The sequence below is a fragment of the Gordonia humi genome (assembly GCF_014197435.1).
Lineage (GTDB): Bacteria > Actinomycetota > Actinomycetes > Mycobacteriales > Mycobacteriaceae > Gordonia > Gordonia humi.
In genome coordinates this window covers 2,929,021-2,947,666 of the sequence record NZ_JACIFP010000001.1, presented here as the reverse complement: position 1 = coordinate 2,947,666, position 18,646 = coordinate 2,929,021, and the positions used below count along the sequence as shown (strand labels likewise).

Annotated in this window: 19 protein-coding genes; 9 read left to right on the top strand and 10 right to left on the bottom strand. The window is 69.5% G+C overall.

Translation table 11 applies throughout. From position 1 onward, the window contains the following. Positions 1-77: 77 nt before the first annotated feature. Genes BKA16_RS13525 through BKA16_RS13510 form a run of 4 tightly spaced genes read left to right on the top strand, consistent with a single transcriptional unit; the run spans position 78 to position 4,190 of the window. Positions 78-848 carry a DeoR/GlpR family DNA-binding transcription regulator gene (locus tag BKA16_RS13525; protein WP_183371137.1) on the top strand — a complete coding sequence of 257 codons (771 nt, stop codon included), beginning with the start codon at positions 78-80 and terminating at the stop codon, positions 846-848. After that, on the top strand, positions 845-1,792 hold the full coding sequence (locus BKA16_RS13520) for a hexose kinase (protein WP_183371136.1): 948 nt from the start codon (positions 845-847) through the stop codon (positions 1,790-1,792). The genes BKA16_RS13525 and BKA16_RS13520 overlap by 4 nt, the downstream gene beginning before the upstream one ends. A 30-nt stretch (positions 1,793-1,822) precedes the next feature. Continuing rightward, on the top strand, positions 1,823-3,880 hold the full coding sequence (locus BKA16_RS13515; RefSeq protein ID WP_183371135.1) for a PTS fructose transporter subunit IIABC: 2,058 nt from the start codon (positions 1,823-1,825) through the stop codon (positions 3,878-3,880). Between the two features lie 49 nt (positions 3,881-3,929). After that, positions 3,930-4,190 (top strand): HPr family phosphocarrier protein, encoded by a 261-nt coding sequence (locus BKA16_RS13510; protein WP_183371134.1) that lies wholly within the window; start codon positions 3,930-3,932, stop codon positions 4,188-4,190. A gap of 19 nt (positions 4,191-4,209) precedes the next feature. On the opposite strand, the gene hflX is transcribed toward BKA16_RS13510, so the two are convergent. From hflX to BKA16_RS13490, 4 genes are read right to left on the bottom strand one after another with little or no spacing between them, the layout of a single operon-like run. Then, entirely contained in the window at positions 4,210-5,649 is a 1,440-nt protein-coding gene (hflX, locus tag BKA16_RS13505; protein ID WP_387996491.1) for a GTPase HflX, read from the bottom strand. A gap of 55 nt (positions 5,650-5,704) precedes the next feature. Further along, a complete protein-coding gene (gene dapF / locus BKA16_RS13500) occupies positions 5,705-6,604 on the bottom strand; it encodes a diaminopimelate epimerase (RefSeq protein WP_183371132.1) in 900 nt (299 codons plus the stop codon). Positions 6,605-6,614: 10 nt separating this feature from the next. Further along, positions 6,615-7,544: a tRNA (adenosine(37)-N6)-dimethylallyltransferase MiaA gene (gene miaA / locus BKA16_RS13495; protein WP_183371131.1), complete on the bottom strand. Its 930-nt coding sequence runs from the start codon at positions 7,542-7,544 to the stop codon at positions 6,615-6,617. Continuing rightward, the gene (locus tag BKA16_RS13490) at positions 7,541-8,254 is read right to left on the bottom strand and encodes a class III extradiol ring-cleavage dioxygenase family protein (RefSeq protein WP_183371130.1); all 714 of its coding nucleotides are present in this window, start codon (positions 8,252-8,254) and stop codon (positions 7,541-7,543) included. Before BKA16_RS13490 ends, miaA begins: the two co-directional genes overlap by 4 nt. Positions 8,255-8,396: 142 nt before the next feature. On the opposite strand from BKA16_RS13490, the gene BKA16_RS13485 reads away from it, so the two are divergent. Next, positions 8,397-9,749 (top strand): DUF349 domain-containing protein, encoded by a 1,353-nt coding sequence (locus BKA16_RS13485; RefSeq protein ID WP_183371129.1) that lies wholly within the window; start codon positions 8,397-8,399, stop codon positions 9,747-9,749. A 48-nt stretch (positions 9,750-9,797) separates the two neighbouring features. Here the strand turns inward: BKA16_RS13485 and BKA16_RS13480 are convergent, their stop codons facing one another. Together BKA16_RS13480 and miaB are read right to left on the bottom strand one after the other, a co-directional pair. Beyond that, positions 9,798-10,439, bottom strand: a complete 642-nt coding sequence (locus BKA16_RS13480; protein ID WP_183371128.1) for an Rv2732c family membrane protein — start codon at positions 10,437-10,439, stop codon at positions 9,798-9,800. After that, positions 10,436-11,950 carry a tRNA (N6-isopentenyl adenosine(37)-C2)-methylthiotransferase MiaB gene (gene miaB, locus BKA16_RS13475; RefSeq protein WP_183371127.1) on the bottom strand — a complete coding sequence of 505 codons (1,515 nt, stop codon included), beginning with the start codon at positions 11,948-11,950 and terminating at the stop codon, positions 10,436-10,438. Before miaB ends, BKA16_RS13480 begins: the two co-directional genes overlap by 4 nt. Before the next feature lie 141 nt (positions 11,951-12,091). Between miaB and BKA16_RS13470 the strand changes: the two genes are divergently transcribed. From BKA16_RS13470 to BKA16_RS13455, 4 genes are read left to right on the top strand one after another with little or no spacing between them, the layout of a single operon-like run. Then, positions 12,092-12,820 carry an amino acid ABC transporter ATP-binding protein gene (locus tag BKA16_RS13470; protein ID WP_183373063.1) on the top strand — a complete coding sequence of 243 codons (729 nt, stop codon included), beginning with the start codon at positions 12,092-12,094 and terminating at the stop codon, positions 12,818-12,820. Between the two features lies 1 nt (position 12,821). After that, complete coding sequence (locus BKA16_RS13465) at positions 12,822-13,823, top strand: glutamate ABC transporter substrate-binding protein (RefSeq protein WP_183371126.1); 1,002 nt, start codon at positions 12,822-12,824, stop codon at positions 13,821-13,823. After that, positions 13,820-14,503 (top strand): amino acid ABC transporter permease, encoded by a 684-nt coding sequence (locus tag BKA16_RS13460; protein WP_183371125.1) that lies wholly within the window; start codon positions 13,820-13,822, stop codon positions 14,501-14,503. Before BKA16_RS13465 ends, BKA16_RS13460 begins: the two co-directional genes overlap by 4 nt. Further along, complete coding sequence (locus BKA16_RS13455) at positions 14,500-15,369, top strand: amino acid ABC transporter permease (protein ID WP_183371124.1); 870 nt, start codon at positions 14,500-14,502, stop codon at positions 15,367-15,369. The genes BKA16_RS13460 and BKA16_RS13455 overlap by 4 nt, the downstream gene beginning before the upstream one ends. 42 nt (positions 15,370-15,411) lie before the next feature. On the opposite strand, the gene BKA16_RS13450 is transcribed toward BKA16_RS13455, so the two are convergent. From BKA16_RS13450 to BKA16_RS13435, 4 genes are all read right to left on the bottom strand, one after another. Further along, a complete protein-coding gene (locus BKA16_RS13450) occupies positions 15,412-15,939 on the bottom strand; it encodes a regulatory protein RecX (protein WP_183371123.1) in 528 nt (175 codons plus the stop codon). Positions 15,940-15,944: 5 nt separating this feature from the next. Beyond that, positions 15,945-16,985 carry a recombinase RecA gene (recA, locus tag BKA16_RS13445; protein ID WP_183371122.1) on the bottom strand — a complete coding sequence of 347 codons (1,041 nt, stop codon included), beginning with the start codon at positions 16,983-16,985 and terminating at the stop codon, positions 15,945-15,947. 303 nt (positions 16,986-17,288) lie between these two features. Then, positions 17,289-17,483 carry a DUF3046 domain-containing protein gene (locus tag BKA16_RS13440; protein WP_183371121.1) on the bottom strand — a complete coding sequence of 65 codons (195 nt, stop codon included), beginning with the start codon at positions 17,481-17,483 and terminating at the stop codon, positions 17,289-17,291. Further along, positions 17,480-18,643, bottom strand: coding sequence for a glycosyltransferase (locus BKA16_RS13435; RefSeq protein WP_343067420.1), 1,164 nt, complete (start codon positions 18,641-18,643; stop codon positions 17,480-17,482). The genes BKA16_RS13440 and BKA16_RS13435 overlap by 4 nt, the downstream gene beginning before the upstream one ends. Positions 18,644-18,646 lie beyond the last annotated feature (3 nt).

Genomic DNA, 18,646 nt, shown 5'->3' with positions numbered 1-18,646 from the left:
CGGGGCTAAATAAAGATGGAATCCAATCATTCACAGCTAAATCAACACCCATCGTCCATGACTCGGAAAGGTTCGTGATGTACGCCGAAGAACGCCAACAGGCGATCGCCGCCCAGGTCCGCGAACGCGGCCGGGTGTCGGTCACCGAGTTGGCCGACCGCTTCGACGTCACCGGTGAGACGGTTCGACGCGACCTCGCCGCCCTCCAGCGGGCGGGCAGCCTGGTCCGAGTCCACGGCGGCGCCGTCCGACTCGACGTCGCCGCGGTGGTCGACGAGCCGGATCTGAGTGTCCGCGAGACATCGTGTCGCCCGCAGAAGGCCGCCATCGGCGCCGCCGCCCAGCGGTTCCTCCCGCCGGACGGCGGTGCCGTCCTCTTCGATGCGGGAACCACGACGTTCCAGGCGGCGAACGCGATGAGCGGCGACGCCCGGCACCAATTGGTCACCAACAGCCTGCCGATCGCGGCATCGTTCACACACCTGTCCCGCTCGAGTGCGGTGCTCCTGGGCGGACGTCTCCGCCCCAAGACCCAGTCCGCGGTCGGCGCGGACACCGTCGAGGCGTTGCGCCGCCTGCACTTGAGCGTCGGATTCATCGGTGCCAACGGACTCACCGCGGCCCACGGCGTCTCCACACCCGACCCCGACGAGGCCGCGGTCAAACGCGCGATGATCGCCGCCTGCGATCTGGTCGTGGTCCTGGCCGACTCGTCCAAGCTCAACCGTCAGGAGCTCGTCAGCTTCGGTTCGCTCGACGACATCGACGTCCTCGTCACCGACGACGGCATCGACAGCGCCTTCGCCTCCACCCTCTCCGCCCACGACATCGAGGTGGTCATCGCATGATCCTGACCGTCACCGCCAACCCGAGCATCGATCGCACGATCGAGCTCGACGGGCCCCTGCACCCGGGCGCGGTCCACCGCACCCGGTCGGTGGGCGATCAGCCCGGCGGCAAGGGCGTCAATGTGGCCCGCGTCGTCTCCGCGGTGGGTGTGGACGCGCTCGCCGTCGTGCCCGCGCGCCCCGACGACCCGTTCGTACGCCATCTCGACGACGTCGGCCTGCACCGCGCGGCCGTCGACGTTGCCTGCGACGTCCGCGTCAATCTGACCGTGGCCGACCCGAGCGGGGTCACCACCAAGATCAACGCGCCGGGCGCCGGTCTCGACGCGGCCGAGGCGGCCGCACTGACCCGCACCGTCGTCGAACTCGCCGCGGGCGCGGACTGGTTGGCCCTGTGCGGGTCACTGCCGCCCGGACTTCCCGAAGACTGGTACGGCGACCTCGTCGAACGCCTTCGCGACACCGATGTCCGGGTCGCCGTCGACACCTCCGGCCCGGCGCTGGCCCGCGCGGCCGCCGCCCGGCCAGGCCTCCTGAAGCCCAACTCCGAGGAACTCGCCGAACTCACCGGCGCCGACGCGGGCGCACTCGAAACGGCCGCCGCACACGGCGATCCGTCCGCGGCCGCCGACGCATCGGCCGCCCTGGCCGCCTCGACGAGCGGGGCCGTGCTGACCACCCTCGGCGGCGCCGGAGCACTGTTGGCCACAGGCGACGGCGTCTGGTTCGCGACGGCGCCGACGATCCGCGTGCGGAGCACCGTCGGCGCCGGCGACTCATCGCTGGCCGGCTATCTGATCGCCGACCGGCGACGGTTCGCGCCCGCCGACCGGCTCCGCCACGCCGTCGCGTACGGCTCGGCCGCCGCCGCGCTGCCCGGTACCACTCCCCCGACTCCCGACCTGCTCGACGAGGCAGGCGTCACCGTCACCCGACTCTCCTAGAATCCGCCCCGACAACCAGAGGTAGAGGCCATGTCCGAACCCATCATCACACCGTCGCTGGTGCTGCTCGACGCCGATGCCGGCGCCGACACCGACGCGGTGGTCCGCCGCCTGGCCGGCCTGGTTGGCCAGGCGGGTCGGTCCACCGATCCCGCCGATCTGATCGACGGCGCCCTCGCGCGGGAGGCCAGCTCGCCGACGGGCCTGCCCGGCGGCATCGCGATCCCGCACGCACGCGCCGAATCGGTCACCGTCGCGACCCTGGCCATGGCACGACTGTCGAATCCGGTCGACTTCGGCGCGCCGGACGGCCCGGCCGACATCGTGTTCCTCATCGCGGCCCCCGCCGGTGCGGGCAGTGAACACATGAAGGTGCTCAGCGCCCTGGCGCGCGCACTGGTGCGCCCCGAGTTCGTTCAGAGCCTGCGCAAAGCCCCCGACGCCGACACCATCGTCGACCTGGTCACCGAGGCGGTCGCTCCCCGGCCCGCACCGACCCCCGCTCCGGAGCCCGCGGCCGCCACTCCGGAGCCCGCGACCGCGACCGTCGACACCGCGACCGACGCCGCGGACGCCCCGTCGCGCACCTCGGTACTGGCGATCACCGCCTGCCCCACCGGCATCGCCCACACCTACATGGCCGCCGACGCCCTCAAACTCGCCGCCGAACGCGCCGACGTCGAGTTCGCCGTCGAGACGCAGGGATCCAGCGGCACCACGCCGTTCACCGCGCGGCAGATCGCCGACGCCGACGCGGTGATCTTCGCCACCGATGTGGGGGTGAAGGGACGCGACCGCTTCGCGGGTAAACCGGTCGTCGAATCCGGCGTCAAACGCGGTATCAACGAACCCGACGCGATGATCGCCGAAGCGGTCGCCGTATCCACCGACCCGCACGCGCGCACCGTCGCCGCGGGCGACGGCGAGTCGTCCGCCGACGAGGCCGCGAACGGTGTCGGCATCGGCGGTCGCCTCAAGCAGGCGCTGCTGACCGGTGTCAGCTACATGATCCCGTTCGTGGCGGCGGGCGGTCTGCTCATGGCCCTCGGCTTCCTCATCGCGGGCTACGAGATCGGCAGCAGCAACCTGTCGCCGGACATGTCCGACGGCGCGTACGTCGCGCTGAACAACAGTCTGTGGAATCTCCCGGCCGGCGGCCTGGCCCAGTACATCGGCGGCGTGTGCTTCGCCATCGGCAACACGGCGATGGGCCTGATGGTCGCGGTGCTGGCCGGCTACATCGCGTACGCGATCGCCGATCGGCCCGGTCTGGCGCCTGGCTTCACCGCGGGCGTGATCGCGGTGACGGTGGGCGGCGGCTTCATCGGCGGCATCGTCGGCGGTCTGATCGCCGGTGTCATCGCCCTGTGGATCTCCCGAATCCCGCTGCCCCAGTGGGCGCGCGGGCTCCAACCGGTGGTCATCATCCCGTTGATCGCCACCCTGGTGACCGGCGTCGTCATGTTCATGCTGCTCGCGCGGCCGCTGTCGTGGGTCAACACCGAGCTCGAGGACGCCCTCAACTCCATGTCGGGCACCTCGAAGATCGTGCTGGGCATCGTGATCGGCCTGATGATGTGCTTCGACCTCGGCGGACCGGTCAACAAGGCCGCCTACGCGGTCGGCGTCGCCGGTCTCGGCACCGCCGGTGCGAGCATCGGCCAATGGGAGTTCATGGCGGCGGTGATGGCGGCGGGCATGGTTCCTCCGCTCGCTCTCGCATTGGCGACCGTCCTGCGCCCGAGCCTGTTCACCGAGCCCGAACGCGAGAACGGCAAGGCCGCCTGGCTCCTGGGCGCGTCGTTCATCTCCGAGGGCGCCATCCCGTTCGCGGCCGCCGACCCGTTCCGGGTGATCCCGCCGATGATGCTCGGCGGGGCGGTGACCGGAGCGTTGACGATGGCCATGAGCGTGCAGCTGCGGGCCCCGCACGGCGGCGTGTTCGTCATGTTCGCGATGAACGGGACGTGGTGGAAGTTCCTGATCGCTATTGTCGTTGGCATGGTGGTCGCGGCGGTCGGCGTGATCGTCACCAAGCAGATCAAGGCCGGCGCCCCGAGACAGACTCCCGACGCAGTGTCCGCGTGACCGAAATCGACCCGTAGAAGTTCGAAGAAACAGCAGAAAGGCACCACCCATGCCCAGCACCACCGTGACCGTCGGCTCGGCCGTCGGCCTGCACGCCCGCCCCGCCACCCTGATCGCCGAGGCGGCGACCGCGCTCGGAACCCCGGTCACCCTGGCCGCCGACGGGGGCGACCCCGTCGATGCGGGCAGCGCGCTGATGATCATGACACTCGGCGCCGAGAAGGGCGCCTCCATCACCGTCAGCGGCGACGATCAGGCCGCCGTCGACCAGATCGCCGCCATGGTCGCCCGCGACCTCGACGCCGAATAACGCGTCCGCCGAGCGGGACTCAGACCACCAGCTCGGCGTACTCGCCGGCCAACGACGAAGGCATCCGCACATGTACGCGGGTGCCTTCCTCGTTGTGGTCGGTCGAGACGATGTGCGCGTGCTGATGCAGTCGGGAGATCACCTCGCCGCGGGAGAACGGGATCTGCAGGTCCACTTCGACGTCGTCGCGCTGGACGAACTCGGTCACCGCTGCGAACAGCTCTGTGAGGCCCTCCCCGGTCCGCGCGGACACGAAGACGGCGTCGGGGAACTCGGCGCGCAGCATGGTCATCCGGACGTCGTCGATCGCGTCGACCTTGTTGATGACGAGCAGTTCGGGGGGCGCGGGCAGCCGGTCCTCGTCGAGGACGTCGCGCAGCACCGAGCGCACGGTGGAGATCTGCAAGTCGGGGAAGGCGTCGGCGCCGTCGACGACGTGGATGAGCAGATCGGCCTCCACCGCCTCCTCCAGGGTGGACCGGAAGGCCTCGACGAGCTGAGTCGGGAGGTGCCGGACGAAGCCGACGGTGTCGGTGAAGACGACCTCGTGGCCGTCGGCGAGCTCGGCGCGACGCGTCGTCGGATCCAGGGTCGCGAACAGAGCGTCCTGCACGAGAACGCCCGATCCGGTCATGGCGTTCACCAGACTCGACTTGCCCGCGTTGGTGTACCCGACGACGGTCAGCGCGGGCACCCCGCCGCGGCGGCGGGCCGCCCGCTTGACCGTGCGCGCCGTCTTCATCCCGCGGATCTCCTTGCGGAGTTTGGCCATCCGTTCACGGATGCGACGGCGATCGGTCTCGATCTTGGTCTCGCCGGGACCGCGCAGACCCACGCCGCCGTTGCTCCCCGCGCGTCCACCGGCCTGCCGGGACATGGACTCGCCCCAACCGCGCAGACGCGGAAGCATGTAGTCCATCTGGGCCAGTGACACCTGTGCCTTGCCCTCGCGAGAAGTGGCGTGCTGGGCGAAGATGTCCAGGATGAGCCAGGTGCGGTCGACCACCTTCACCTTGACGACCTTCTCCAGCGCGTTGAGCTGCGACGGTGTGAGTTCGCCGTCGCAGATCACGGTGTCGGCGCCGGTGGCCAGGACCACCTCGCGCAGTTCCAGGGCCTTGCCCGAGCCGAGGTAGGTCGCCGGGTCGGGTTTGGCCCGACGTTGGATGAGCGCTTCGAGGACCTGCGATCCCGCGGTCTCGGCGAGCGCGGCGAGTTCGGCCATGCTCGCCTGCGCGGCGGCGACCGTTCCCGTGGTCCACACGCCCACCAGGACGACCCGTTCCAGCCGGAGCTGGCGGTTCTCGACCTCGGTGACGTCTTCGAGTTCGGTGGAGAGTCCGGCGACGCGTCGCAGGGACGCGCGATCGTCCAGTGCGAGTTCGCCAGTGGTCGGAAGAGTGTCGAGGATCGTCGCGGCCGCGGAGTCGGGCCGTTCGGGGATGTCGATTCGTGTCATGTCAGTCATACAGAACACCATTGTGCCCGGTGTTCATCCCGAACCGCATCCCTATTTACCCGGCGGTCCACTCCGGCAGGAGCCGACCGCGGGCCACCAGGCGCGACGGCCCCCGCAGAACGGCGGCGTCGTCGGCGACGGTCACGACGACGGCGCCGCCGGGAACGGTGATCCCGACGACTCCCTGATCTCGGCCCATCGCGCGCAGTCCGGCCGATGCGGCCGCGACGAGTCCGGTGCCGCACGACCGGGTCTCGCCGACTCCGCGTTCGAACACCCGCATGTGAGCGGTGAAGTCGAGTCCGTCGGTCGCCGGTTCGAGCGGAGTCAGGATCTCCACGTTGGCCCCGTGCGGGAACTCCCGCGCATCGAGGTCGACGCCGGTCGTCAGGTCGAGGTCGGCCAGTCCCGCCGGAGTCAGGTCGGCCACCACGCATGCCAGATGGGGGTTCCCGACGTCCACGCGCTCCCCCGTCAGACGCAGTCCGGCCACGCCGACCCCACCGGGTCCGTCGAACCGGACACGGCCCATCGCGACGCTCACATCCGCGGCCGTGTCGTCGACGGCGTGCACGACGACGCTCCGCGACCCAGCACGCGATCCGACGGGGAACGCGTCCCCGTCGACGAGGCCGGCGGCACGGAGGTAGTGCGCGAAGACCCGGACGCCGTTTCCGCACATCTCGGCGATCGAGCCGTCGGCGTTGCGGTAGTCCATGAACCAGTCGTCGGCGCCGACTCCGTCGGGCAGTTCGCCGATGACGCCCGCGGCCAGGAGCGCACCGGCCGTCGCGACGCGCAGGACACCGTCGGCGCCGATGCCGCGCGGGCGGTCGCAGAGGGCCGCCACGAGCTCGACCGTGAGGTCGATCTCGACGGCGGGGTCCTCGAGGACGACGAAGTCGTTCTGGGTTCCGTGGCCTTTGACGAACGCGAGCGTGGGCGCAGCAGTCATGCCGGTGATTTTACCCATCGGCGCGCCGAGCGTTCGGCGCCAACTCCACGGTGGGCAGTACGTCCGCTTCCAGGGTCGGCGAGGCGGCGTCGAACCAGACGACGCGGTGGTCGCGGCGGAACCAGGATCGCTGCCGTCGCACGTACTGGCGCGTGCCGATATAGGTCCGCTCCTGGGCGGTCTCGAGGTCGTATTCGCCGTCGAGGTGGGCCAGGACCTGGCTGTAGCCGATGGCCTGCGATGCGGTGCGGCCCTGCCGCAGACCGATCCCGCACAGCGCGTCGACCTCCGCGACGAGGCCGTCGCGGAACATCGCCGCCGTACGGGTGCGTACCCGCTCGTCGAGTTCGGACCGCTCGCGGTCGATGCCGATGATCGTCGTCCCCCATCGGGGCTCGCCGATCGTCGGCGCGGACGCGGCGAACGGTCGGCCGGTGATCTCCACGACCTCCAGGGCACGGACGATCCGTCGGCCGTCGGTGTCCAGGATCGTCCGCGCCGCGGCCGGGTCGACGACGGCCAGGTGCGCGTGCAGCGCGGGGGCGCCGATCTCGTCGAGTCGCGCCTCGTAACGGGCGCGCACATCCGGATCGGTGGCCGGGAACTCCCAGTCGTCCAGGAGCCCCTGGACGTACATCATCGAGCCGCCGACGATGATCGGGGTCGTCCCCGCCGCCAGGAGATCGTCGATCACGGCGGTGGCGGCGGCCTTGTATCCGGCGACGGTCGCCGTGTCGGTGACGTCCAGGACGTCGAACAGGTGGTGTTCGACACCCCGCCGTTCGGCGACCGGCGGCTTGGCCGTGCCGATGTCCATTCCGCGGTACTGCGCCATCGCGTCGACGTTCACGATCTCGCCGCCGAGCCGCTGGGCGAGGTCGAGTGCGAGCGCCGACTTCCCGCTGGCGGTGGGACCGATGACGGCCACCGGGACGATCATCGGTCGATCCCGGCGGGACGGACGGTCGCCACGGTGTATCCGACGCCGAAGGGCGCGCCGGCGTAGCGGACGTCCACGCGCGGGCGCCCGGCGACCGCTCCGGAATCGACGAGTCCGGCGAGGACCTGCAGTGGGACGCGACCGCCGACGCCCTCGGCGTCGCAGGCGGCGGGATCGAGTCGGGCGAGGGCGGCGACGTCGCCCGCACCGATCGCATCGTCGATCGTCTTCTGCAGGCGGTGCGCACTGTCGCGGTCGCCGCCGCCCGGTGCCGACGGCGTCAACGCGGTGGCGCCGTCGGCGACGACGAGCACCCCGACCGGGGAGGGATCGGCGGCGAGGGCGGCGGCCAGGGCGCGGCCCGCCGCCGCCGCGTCCTCGGGCGACGTGTCGCTCGCGGACATCATCGGCTCCAGCGTGGCCGCGGGGGCGCTCTCGCCCCGCATCCAGCACGCGAGGAGCATCGGCAGCGGGGCGGCGAGGTCGTCGGCGGCGGGTGACGCGGAGACCGGTACCTCACTCCCGTAGGCGGACAAACGCCTGGTGGGGCCGTCGACACCGAGCACGATCCACCGATCGGCCGCCTCTCCCAGCGACCGGCACGCCAGAAGTGCGGCGGTCCGGACATCGGTCGCCTCGACCGCGTCCGGACCTGACAATCGGGGCACCAGAAGGGGCGCACTCGGGACGATCGCAAGCTCGGCTAACACCCGTCCGACGCTACCGGCAGCCGCCCGGCTTCACCCAAATGCCGACGGGTGGCCCCGCATCGACGGCTGACCTGCTTGAATGAAGACCGATAGTGACCGGCAGCCGTGACGCGCGGCGATACACGACCAGAGGGACCTCGAGATGACCAACCCGACACCCGCCCCGAAGCCCGGACCGTCGACGTCCGCCCCCAAGCCCGGCCCCCGCCCCGGCCCCGGACCGCGACCGAGCGCAGGCGGGCCGGTCCCCGCGGTTCCCGTGCACCATGTCGCCGTCGGCGATCCGCACCGGTTCGGGCGCATCGACGACGACGGCACCGTGTGGCTGATCACCGCGGCAGGCGAGCGTGAGATCGGCTCGTGGCAGGCGGGCACCCGTGAGGAGGGACTCGAGCACTTCTCCCGTAAGTTCGCCGACATCGCGACCGAGGTCGAGATCCTCGAGGAACGGCTGGCCGCCCGGTCCGGCGATCCGCGCAAGACGCAGACCGCCGCGTCGCAGATCCTCGAATCGCTGCCGACCGCACAGGTCATCGGCGATGTGGACGAGCTCACCCGTCGTCTCACCGCGATCGTCTCGACCGCCGACGACGTCGCCGAAGCGGCCAAGTCGGAGCGCAACGAGCAGCGCGCGGCAGCGGTCGCGCGCAAGGAGGAGCTGGCCGCCGAGGCCGAGACGATCGGCGCCGAGGGCACCTCGTGGAAGGCCGGCGGCGACCGTCTGCGCGCGATCCTCGACGAGTGGAAGACCATCAAGGGCGTCGACCGCAAGACCGACGACGCGCTCTGGAAGCGGTTCTCCAAGGCCCGCGACTCGTTCAACCGCCGGCGCGGCGCCTACTTCGCCGAACTCGACCGCGAACGCGCGGGGGCCCGCAGCCGCAAGGAGGAGCTGATCGAACAGGCCGAGGCGCTGTCGTCGTCCACCGACTGGGGTCCCACCGCGGGCAGGTACCGCGACCTGCTCGCCGAGTGGAAGGCCGCCGGTCGCGCGCCGCGGGACACCGACGATGCGCTGTGGGCGCGGTTCAAGGCGGCGCAGGACGTGTTCTTCGCCGCCCGCAACGCGGTGAACGCCGAACGGGACGCCGAGTTCGACGAGAACGCGAAGGCCAAGCTGGCTCTTCTGGCCGAGGCCGAGGCCGCCATCGACCCCGCGGCGGACCTCGACGCCGCCCGCCGCGTGTTCCGCACCTTCCGCGACAAGTGGGAGGAGATCGGCAAGGTCCCGCGCGATCAGATGCACGCGCTCGAGAACCGTGTGCGCGCGTTGGAGAAGGCGCTGCGCGAAGCCGAGGACTCCGAATGGACCCGCACCGATCCCGAGGCGCAGGCACGCGCGGCGCAGTTCGTCGAACGTGCCGAGAAGCTCGAGGAGCAGGCGGCGAAGGCCGCCGAGGCCGGTAAGGACCGGGACGCCGCGAAACTCCGCGAGCAGGCCGCTCAGTGGCGCGAGTGGGCCGCCGCCGCGCAGTCGGCGCTCACCGACCGCTGACCCGACGATCCGCCCGCTCGGCCGGAACCGGCCGGGCGGGACCGGACGCTACTCCTCGTCGGTCGTCTTCGGGTCGTCGCCGATGACCTTCTGCAGGGAGCGGCCGAGCGCCTCCTGTTCGGCGGCTCGCTCGCGGCGTTCGGCTTCGAGCGCCAAGTGGTAATTGGTGCGCGCCCAGACCGCGCGCGCCCAGTGGAACGTCAGCACGATCACGACGATCCAACCGACGATCAGGCCGATGCCCGCCCCGGACGGTGCCTGCATGTCCACCGAGTCGACGCCGACGGTGTTGCGCGTCCAGATGGCCAGCATGCCGGCCACCGCGGTGACCGCCGATCCGCACAGAGCGATCAGCGCGAAGACCCAGCGGCGGGTCACCAAGGCCAGCAGAGAGAAGCCGATCGCGAAGATCAGCGTCATGTAGACGAAGATCTTCGACGGCAGCGAGGTGTGCTCGGCGGCGGCCGTCTCGGTGAACGTCAGGACGTCGAGCCCCTTGGCCTCACCCGCGTGCGGAAGCACCAGGGTCACCAGCAGGATCAGGATGCAGACCGCCACGACGAGCGCGCGACCGCCGGGATCGATCTCGCCCGCCACCTTGCGTTCGGTCTTGCGTAGATCGTCCTCGTACTCGCCGAACGTCGCACGATCGTCGGTCCGGTGGTTCGGGTTCGGTTCTGATGCACTCATGAACAGCCTCCTGTGCCGCAGCCAGATGTGGCCGGTTCGATCGGTGCGGCTCCGATCGTGGGCATGCCGAGTCCCACGCCGACGGGCGCGGTGGTCGGGAGGGTGCCCGCCTCGTGCGCATCGCCCGCGCGGGTCCGGCGGACCGACGCGACGCCGGCGTCGGCGACGAGGTGGTGCGGCGCCGCCCCGGTGATCGTGCTCGTCACGACGTCACCCGGTCGGATGTCGGTGCGATCACCGGCCGCGAAGTGGACCAGGCGGCCGTCTCGGGCGCGCCCGGTCATCCGCCCGGTCGCCGAGTTCTTGCGTCCCTCGTCGGCGACGACGAGGAGTTCGACGTCCGATCCGATCAGGCGCGTGTTCTCGTCGAGGCAGATGCGCTCCTGCAACGCGATGAGGCGCTGGTAACGCTCGGTGACGACCTCGGGCGGAACCTGATCGTCCATGGTGGCCGCCGGAGTTCCGGGCCGCGCCGAGTACTGGAAGGTGAACGCGCTCGAGAACCGCGCCTTCTCCACGACGTCGAGTGTCTCGAGGAAGTCCTCCTCGGTCTCGCCCGGAAAGCCGACGATGATGTCGGTCGTGATCGCCGCGTGCGGCATCGCCTCACGGACGCGGTCGAGGATCCCGAGGAACTTCTTCTTGCGGTAGCTGCGACGCATCGCCTTGAGCACGCGGTCCGAACCGGACTGCAGCGGCATGTGCAGTTGCGGGCAGATGTTCGGGGTCTGCGCCATCGCCTCGATGACGTCGTCGGTGAACTCGGCCGGATGCGGTGAGGTGAAGCGCACGCGCTCGAGCCCCTCGATGTCGCCGCATGCGCGCAGGAGCTCGGCGAACGCGCCGCGGTTGCGCGGAGTGTCCGGATCGGCGAACGACATGCCGTACGCGTTCACGTTCTGCCCGAGGAGCGTCACCTCCAGGACGCCCTGATCGACGAGCGCCCGCACTTCCGCGAGGACGTCGCCGGGACGGCGGTCGACCTCTTTGCCGCGCAACGACGGCACGATGCAGAAGGTGCAGGTGTTGTTGCAGCCGACCGACACGGAGACCCATCCCGAGTAGGCGGAGTCACGGCGGGCGGGCAGGGTCGACGGGAACGTCTCCAGCGAGTCGAGGATCTCGACCTGCGCCTGCTCGTTGTGGCGGGCGCGATCGAGCAGCGCGGGCAGCGAGCCGATGTTGTGGGTGCCGAAGACGACGTCGACCCACGGCGCCTTGCGCAGTACGACGTCCTTGTCCTTCTGGGCGAGGCAGCCGCCCACGGCGATCTGCATGCCGGGCCGGGCCGACTTGACGGGCGCGAGGTGCGACAGGTTGCCGTACAGCTTGTTGTCGGCGTTCTCCCGGATCGCACACGTGTTGAACACCACCAGATCGGCGTCTGCGCCGTCGGTGGCGGCGACGTAGCCCGCGTCTTCGAGCAACCCGGAGATCCGTTCGGAGTCGTGGACGTTCATCTGGCACCCGAACGTCCGAACCGAATACGACTTGACCTGTCCACCACTCACCCCTCCAGATTACGGGGTGGGGCAAATCGAGCCGAACTCACGACGCGTCGCACCGGACACACCGGTATTCGCGATCTTGCCGCCGTGCGGAACCTCGCACAACTACCGTTAGTCCGTATGAGCGACGAGAACGTCACACCGATGATCGCGATGAGGAACGTCCAGAAGCATTACGGCGACCTGCATGTGCTCCGCGACATCGACATCGAGATCCCCCGCGGCCAGGTGGTCGTCGTCCTCGGCCCCTCGGGTTCGGGCAAGTCGACGCTGTGCCGCACCATCAACCGCCTCGAGCCGATCGATTCCGGCGAGATCCGCATCGAGGGCGAACTGCTGCCCGATGAGGGCCGCGACCTGGCGCGTCTGCGATCGGACGTCGGCATGGTCTTCCAGTCCTTCAACCTGTTCGCTCACAAGACCATCCTGCAGAACGTCACCATCGGCCCGACCAAGGTCCGCAAGCAGAGCAGGGCCGACGCCGACAAGCACGCCATGGAACTCCTCAAGCGCGTCGGCGTCGAAGCGCAGAAGAACAAGTACCCGGCGCAGTTGTCCGGCGGTCAGCAGCAGCGCGTGGCGATCGCCCGGTCGCTCGCGATGGATCCCAAGGTGATCCTGTTCGACGAACCGACGTCGGCGCTCGACCCCGAGATGGTCTCCGAGGTCCTCGACGTGATGGTCTCCCTGGCCAAGGAGGGCATGACGATGGTCGTCGTGACCCACGAGATGGGCTTCGCCCGCAAGGCGGCCGACCGGGTCCTGTTCATGGCCGACGGGGCGATCGTCGAGGACACCGACCCGGAGAGCTTCTTCACCGCACCGGAGTCCGAGCGCGCTCGCGACTTCCTGTCGAAGATCCTGGGCCACTGACATGCGCGGACATCCGGTGATACGCAGACTGGCAGTCGTCGCGGCGGTCGTCGCGGTGCTGGCGACCGCACTGTCTGCCTGCGGCAGCTCCGAACCGAGGAATCTCCTCGACTCGATCCGCAACGGAAAGGTGATCCTGGGCACCAAGTTCGATCAACCGGGCCTGGGTCTGCAGAAGCCCGACGGCTCGATCATCGGCTTCGACGCCTCGGTGTCGGAGTACGTGGTGAACCACATCGCCGACGAGATGGGCGTGCGGCACCCGGAGATCAGTTGGCGCGAGACCCCGTCGGCCCAGCGTGAGACGCTGATCAACAACGGCGAGGTCGACACCATCGCCGCCAGCTACTCGATCAACGCGGACCGCTCGTCCAAGGTCGCCTTCGCCGGCCCCTATCTGGTGACTTACCAGGGCCTTCTCGTCCGGAAGGACGACGACACGCTGAACTCCCTCGAAGACCTCAACAAGGGTCGCAAACTGTGCTCCGTGACCGGGTCGACCTCCGCGCAGAACGTGAAGGCCCAGCTCCCGAACGTGCAGTTGCAGGAGTACGACACATACTCCTCGTGTGTCGAGGCGCTGCGACGAGGCAAGGTGGACGCCCTCACCACCGATGAGACGATCCTGGCCGGCTACTCCGCCTGGTATCCGGACGAGTTCAAACTCGTGCCGATGACCTATCTGAAGGACGCGTGCGTCAAGGACGCGCTCAAGAAGGGCGGGGCGCCGTTCTCCACCGAGCGCTACGGCATCGGCATGGCCAAGGAGTACCCGGAGGCCGTCGACGCCGTGAACAAGGCGATCTCGGCGATGCTCGTCGCGCCTGCGGGCGGACAGTCGCCGTGGGAGAAGGCCCTGCGCGACAACCTCGGCGACGAAGACGTCGACTCGTTCGTCGAACGGGCGAACGCCCCCGGATCCAAGTACGACCTGTTCCCCGACGTCGGCGACCTCGATTTCGTCACCGCACCGTCGACACCGTGCGAAGGAGTCGCCTCATGAGTGAACTCTGGGACTCGATGGGCCCACAGCTGTGGCCCGCGTTCTGGGTGACCATCAAGCTCACGATCTATTCGGCGATCGGAGCCCTGATCTGGGGCACGGTCCTGGCCGCCATGAAGGTGTCGCCGGTACCGGTGATGCGTGGATTCGCGACCGTCTACGTGAACATCGTCCGCAACACGCCCCTCACGCTGATCGTGCTGTTCTGCTCGGTCGGCCTCTACCAGAACCTCGGACTGGCGTTGGCCGCGGAGAACTCGTCGTTCATCCAGACCAACAACTTCCGGCTGGCCGTGCTCGCGTTCATCCTCTACACGGCGACGTTCGTCTGTGAGACGCTGCGCTCGGGCATCAACACGGTCCCCGTCGGGCAGGCCGAGGCCGCACGGTCGATCGGCATGTCGTTCCCACAAGTGCTCGGACTGGTGGTGCTCCCCCAGGCGATGCGCGCGGTGATCGCCCCGATGGGCTCGGTGCTGATCGCCCTCACGAAGAACACGACGATCGCCTCGATCATCGGCGTCGCCGAGGCGTCGTTGCTGATGAAGACCGAGTTGGAGAGCCACGGCAGCCAGATCCTGGCGATCTTCGCGATCATCGCCGTCGGTTTCATGATCATCACGCTCGCCGAAGGCGCACTCTTCGGCTGGGCGTCCAAGCGTTGGGTGGTCCGACGATGACACAGCAGGCGACAGTCCTCTACGACGCGCCCGGACCGAAGGCCCGGCGGCGCAACGCGATCATCACCGTCGTCTTCGGTGCGATCGTGATCGCCGCGCTCGCGTACGTGATCTGGATCCTCAACGACAACGGACAGTTCACCTCCGAGAAGTGGAGTCCGTTCGTCACCGAAGGCGGCACCTGGACCACCTGGATCCTGCCCGGCCTCTGGGGAACGCTCAAGGCCGCCGCCGCGTCGATCGTGCTGGCGCTGATCGTCGGCGCCGTCCTCGGCGTCGGCCTACTCTCCGAGCATCGCTGGGTGCGTGGGATCTCCGGTGCACTGGTGGAGATATTCCGCGCCATCCCGGTGCTGATCCTGATCTACTTCGCGTACTACTTCTTCGCCGAGTACGCGATCGTGCCGTCGTCACAGTTGGCGTTCGCCGCCGTCGTGTTCGGGCTGACGTTCTACAACGGTTCGGTGATCGCGGAGATCCTCCGCGCGGGCATCGCCTCACTGCCGAACGGGCAGAGCGAAGCGGCCAAGTCGATCGGTATGCGCAAGTCGCAGATGATGCGCATGGTGCTGCTGCCCCAGGCCGTCACGGCGATGCTTCCCGCCCTGGTCTCGCAGATGGTGATCGCGCTCAAGGACAGCGCGCTCGGCTACGCCATCGGCTACATCGAAGTGGTCCGGTCGGGTATCAAGACCGCGTCGTACTTCGGCAACTACCTGCCCGCGCTCGTCGTGACCGCGATCATCATGATCATCGTCAACTTCGCCCTCACGTCCCTGGCCAACCGCTTGGAGCGACGTCTCCGGGAGGGCAGGCGCGCCAAGTCGGCGGCCACCGCGGCGGTCGATCTCGCCGCGGTGGACTAGGCCGGAGGAGGCGCGGGCCCGGCCGCGGGCCGTTCCGCCGCGCTAGCCGTTCCGACGAGCCGCGATGACGTCCTTGACGACCGCGGTGATGACATCGGGCGGGTAGCCGCGGCGGCCGAGCGCGCCGGAGAGCCGTCGATACGCCTTGGCGCGGAGCGCTCGGTCGGCGAGTTCGTCGGCGTCGAAGGTCAGCTTCTTCTCGGCCAGCGCGTAGGCGTTCTGGCGTTCGTCCTCGGGGTCAATCGTCTCCAGGGCGTCGGCGACGATGTCGTCGGCGATCCCCTTGGTGCGCAGTTCGCGTCGCAGCGCGTGCCGCCCGCGACCGGAGTTCGCATGCCGGGACCGCACCCACTCGTGGGCGAACTCCTCGTCGTCGAGGAGCTTCCATTCGTCGAGTCGGGTCATCGTCGCCGACACCTCGTCGGCGGTGAATCCCCGAGCGACGAGACGATCCTGCATCTCCTGACGACTGCGGGCCCGCGCGCCGAGGAGCCGCAGTGCGGCGTCCCAGGCGGACGGGCCCGAGCGATCCGGCCCAGATCCGTCAGCGGTGTCTGCGGCCTTCCTCATCACGACTAGAAATCGACGGGTTCGGGGGCGACGTCTTCGGGCACGTCGCGACGACCGATGCCGAGCTTGTCCTTGATCTTGCCCTCGATCTCGTTGGCGACGTCGGGGTTCTCCATCAGGAAGGTCCGAGCCTTCTCCTTGCCCTGACCGAGCTGGTCACCCTCGTAGGTGAACCACGATCCGGACTTGCGGATGAAGCCCTCGGCCACACCGAGGTCGATCAGCGACCCCTCGCGGCTGATGCCGTGACCGTAGAGGATGTCGAACTCGGCCTGCTTGAACGGCGGTGCGACCTTGTTCTTGACGACCTTCACACGCGTGCGGTTGCCCACCGCGTCGGTGCCGTCCTTGAGCGTCTCGATACGACGGACGTCCAGGCGCACCGACGAGTAGAACTTGAGTGCCTTACCGCCGGTCGTCGTCTCCGGCGATCCGAACATGACGCCGATCTTCTCACGCAGCTGGTTGATGAAGATCGCGGTGGTGTTCGAGTTGTTCAGACCGGAGGTCATCTTCCGGAGCGCCTGACTCATCAGACGTGCCTGCAGACCGACGTGGCTGTCGCCCATCTCGCCTTCGATCTCGGCCTTGGGCACCAGCGCGGCCACCGAGTCGATCACCAGGATGTCCAGCGCACCCGAACGGATCAGCATGTCGGCGATCTCGAGGGCCTGCTCGCCGGTGTCGGGCTGGGACACCAGAAGCGCGTCGACGTCGACGCCGAGCTTGGCGGCGTAATCCGGGTCGAGTGCGTGCTCGGCGTCGATGAACGCCGCGATACCGCCCTGAGCCTGCGCATTGGCCACAGCGTGGAGCGCGACGGTCGTCTTACCCGACGACTCCGGACCGTACACCTCGACGATGCGGCCGCGGGGCAGTCCGCCGATGCCGAGGGCGATGTCGAGAGCGACCGAACCGGTCGGGATGACCTCCATCGGGGGCCGCGTGTCTTCGCCCAGGCGCATGACCGAGCCCTTGCCGAAGTTCTTGTCGATCTGCTCGAGGGCGATGTCGAGCGCCTTCTGACGGTCGGTGACGGGTGCCATTGTGGTCTCCTCGTTCTGGTCGGACTGGTCCGTTGTCGCTGCGGGTGGAACGTCCGGGGTCGGTTCGCTCTCTTGTGGCGATGTGATCACCGTAGAGTCGACCTCTGACAATTTCGTCGTGCCGCTCCGAAGGGCTGCCGTCGCGCTGGTGCTCCGAGTGTTCTGCTGTGTGCTCATACTAGGTCGGACGCGACGGACGGCTCTCCGGTTCCACTACAGTCTAGCGAACAGATGTTCGAGAGCAAGCGACACGCCCGGACATCGCGTCGCGGAACCCGAGGGGAAGGCTCTGCCCGGGCGTTCTCACCAGCGTTCGGGCGGGACGTCGAACTCTCTGCACAGGGCGCGCCACACCTCGCGCGGATCCACCCCGTCCTCGATGGCCTGGGCTCCGGTGCGCCCGCCGAGCTCGACGAGGACGTGATCGTTGAGCATCGCGTCGGCGCGGCGTCGCCCGAACTCGAGGTCGGTGAGTTCGGCGAACTCGGTCAGTCTCACGGGTGCGTGCTCCTTTCGAGCAGTCGATGGGCCAGGCGTACCGGGTCGGCGGCCGTCGCGGCGGTGGCGCCGATCCGGCGGGCCGCGGACGCGTACGAGTCGTCGTCGAGGACGCGTGCGACGGCCGCGGCGATCGCGGTCGGATCCGCCGGTCGTACGATCACGCCGCAGCCGGCGCGCCGCACCCGATTGGCCAGCTCCCACTGGTCTCCGCCGCCCGGGACGGTGACGATCGGGACTCCGGCGACCAGTGTCTTGGCCAGCATGCCGTGCCCCGCCCCGCAGATCACGACGGCCGTCTCGGAGAGGATCTCGTCCTGTCGGGCGGTTCCGGCGACGAGCGCGGCCAGGGCGGCGACGTCGTCCGGCGGGGGTGTCAACGCCGAGTACACGGCACGGATCGGCCGCGTCGCCGAGAGTTCGGCGAGTGCGGCGAGTGCGGCACGCCCGAGGTCGGCCTCCCCCGACCTCGCCGTCGACGGCGCGATCAGCACGATCGGACCGTCGCCGACCGGCCGTGGAAAGAGCTCCGTCGTCGGCTCGTGTGCGAGCGGTCCGATCAGGTGGGTGCGGGCGGGCCAGTCCGGTCGCGGTTCCTCCAGGCCGGGCAGGGTGGCGACGAAACGAGCCGCGGGCGCCGGCTCGGGCGGCAGGGAGATGCCGCGGCGGGCGGACGCCGTCGCACGACGGCCCGCCGCCCTGGCCCGGGCGCTCATCGCACGGAGCACCGCATCGCGCAGCCGACCGCCGACGCCCGTTCCGGCCGCCAGGCCGGCGCCGATCGGCGGAAGTCCGCGGGACTGGTCGTAGAGCGGATGCGGCGACAGCTCGATCCACGGGACGCCCAGCAGCTCGGCCGCCCAGCCGCCCGCCCGGGTGATCGTGTCGCTGACCACCAGGTCCACACCGGCCGATGCCAGCTCGGGTTCGAGCGCCGTGGCCATCCGTGCGGCGCGCCCGGTGAGTTTGGCGCCCGCATCGTCATCGTCGTCCTCCGGCAACGCCGCCAGACCGGGCAGCTCCCGGACCGTGACGCCGGCCGGTACACGCTGGTCGAGCCAGCGCACGCCGGTGTAGACGATCACCTCGTCGCCCGACCGAGCGAATCTCTCCGCGAGCCCCAGCGCGGCGAACGCGTGGCCGGCATCCGAGCCGGCCACGAC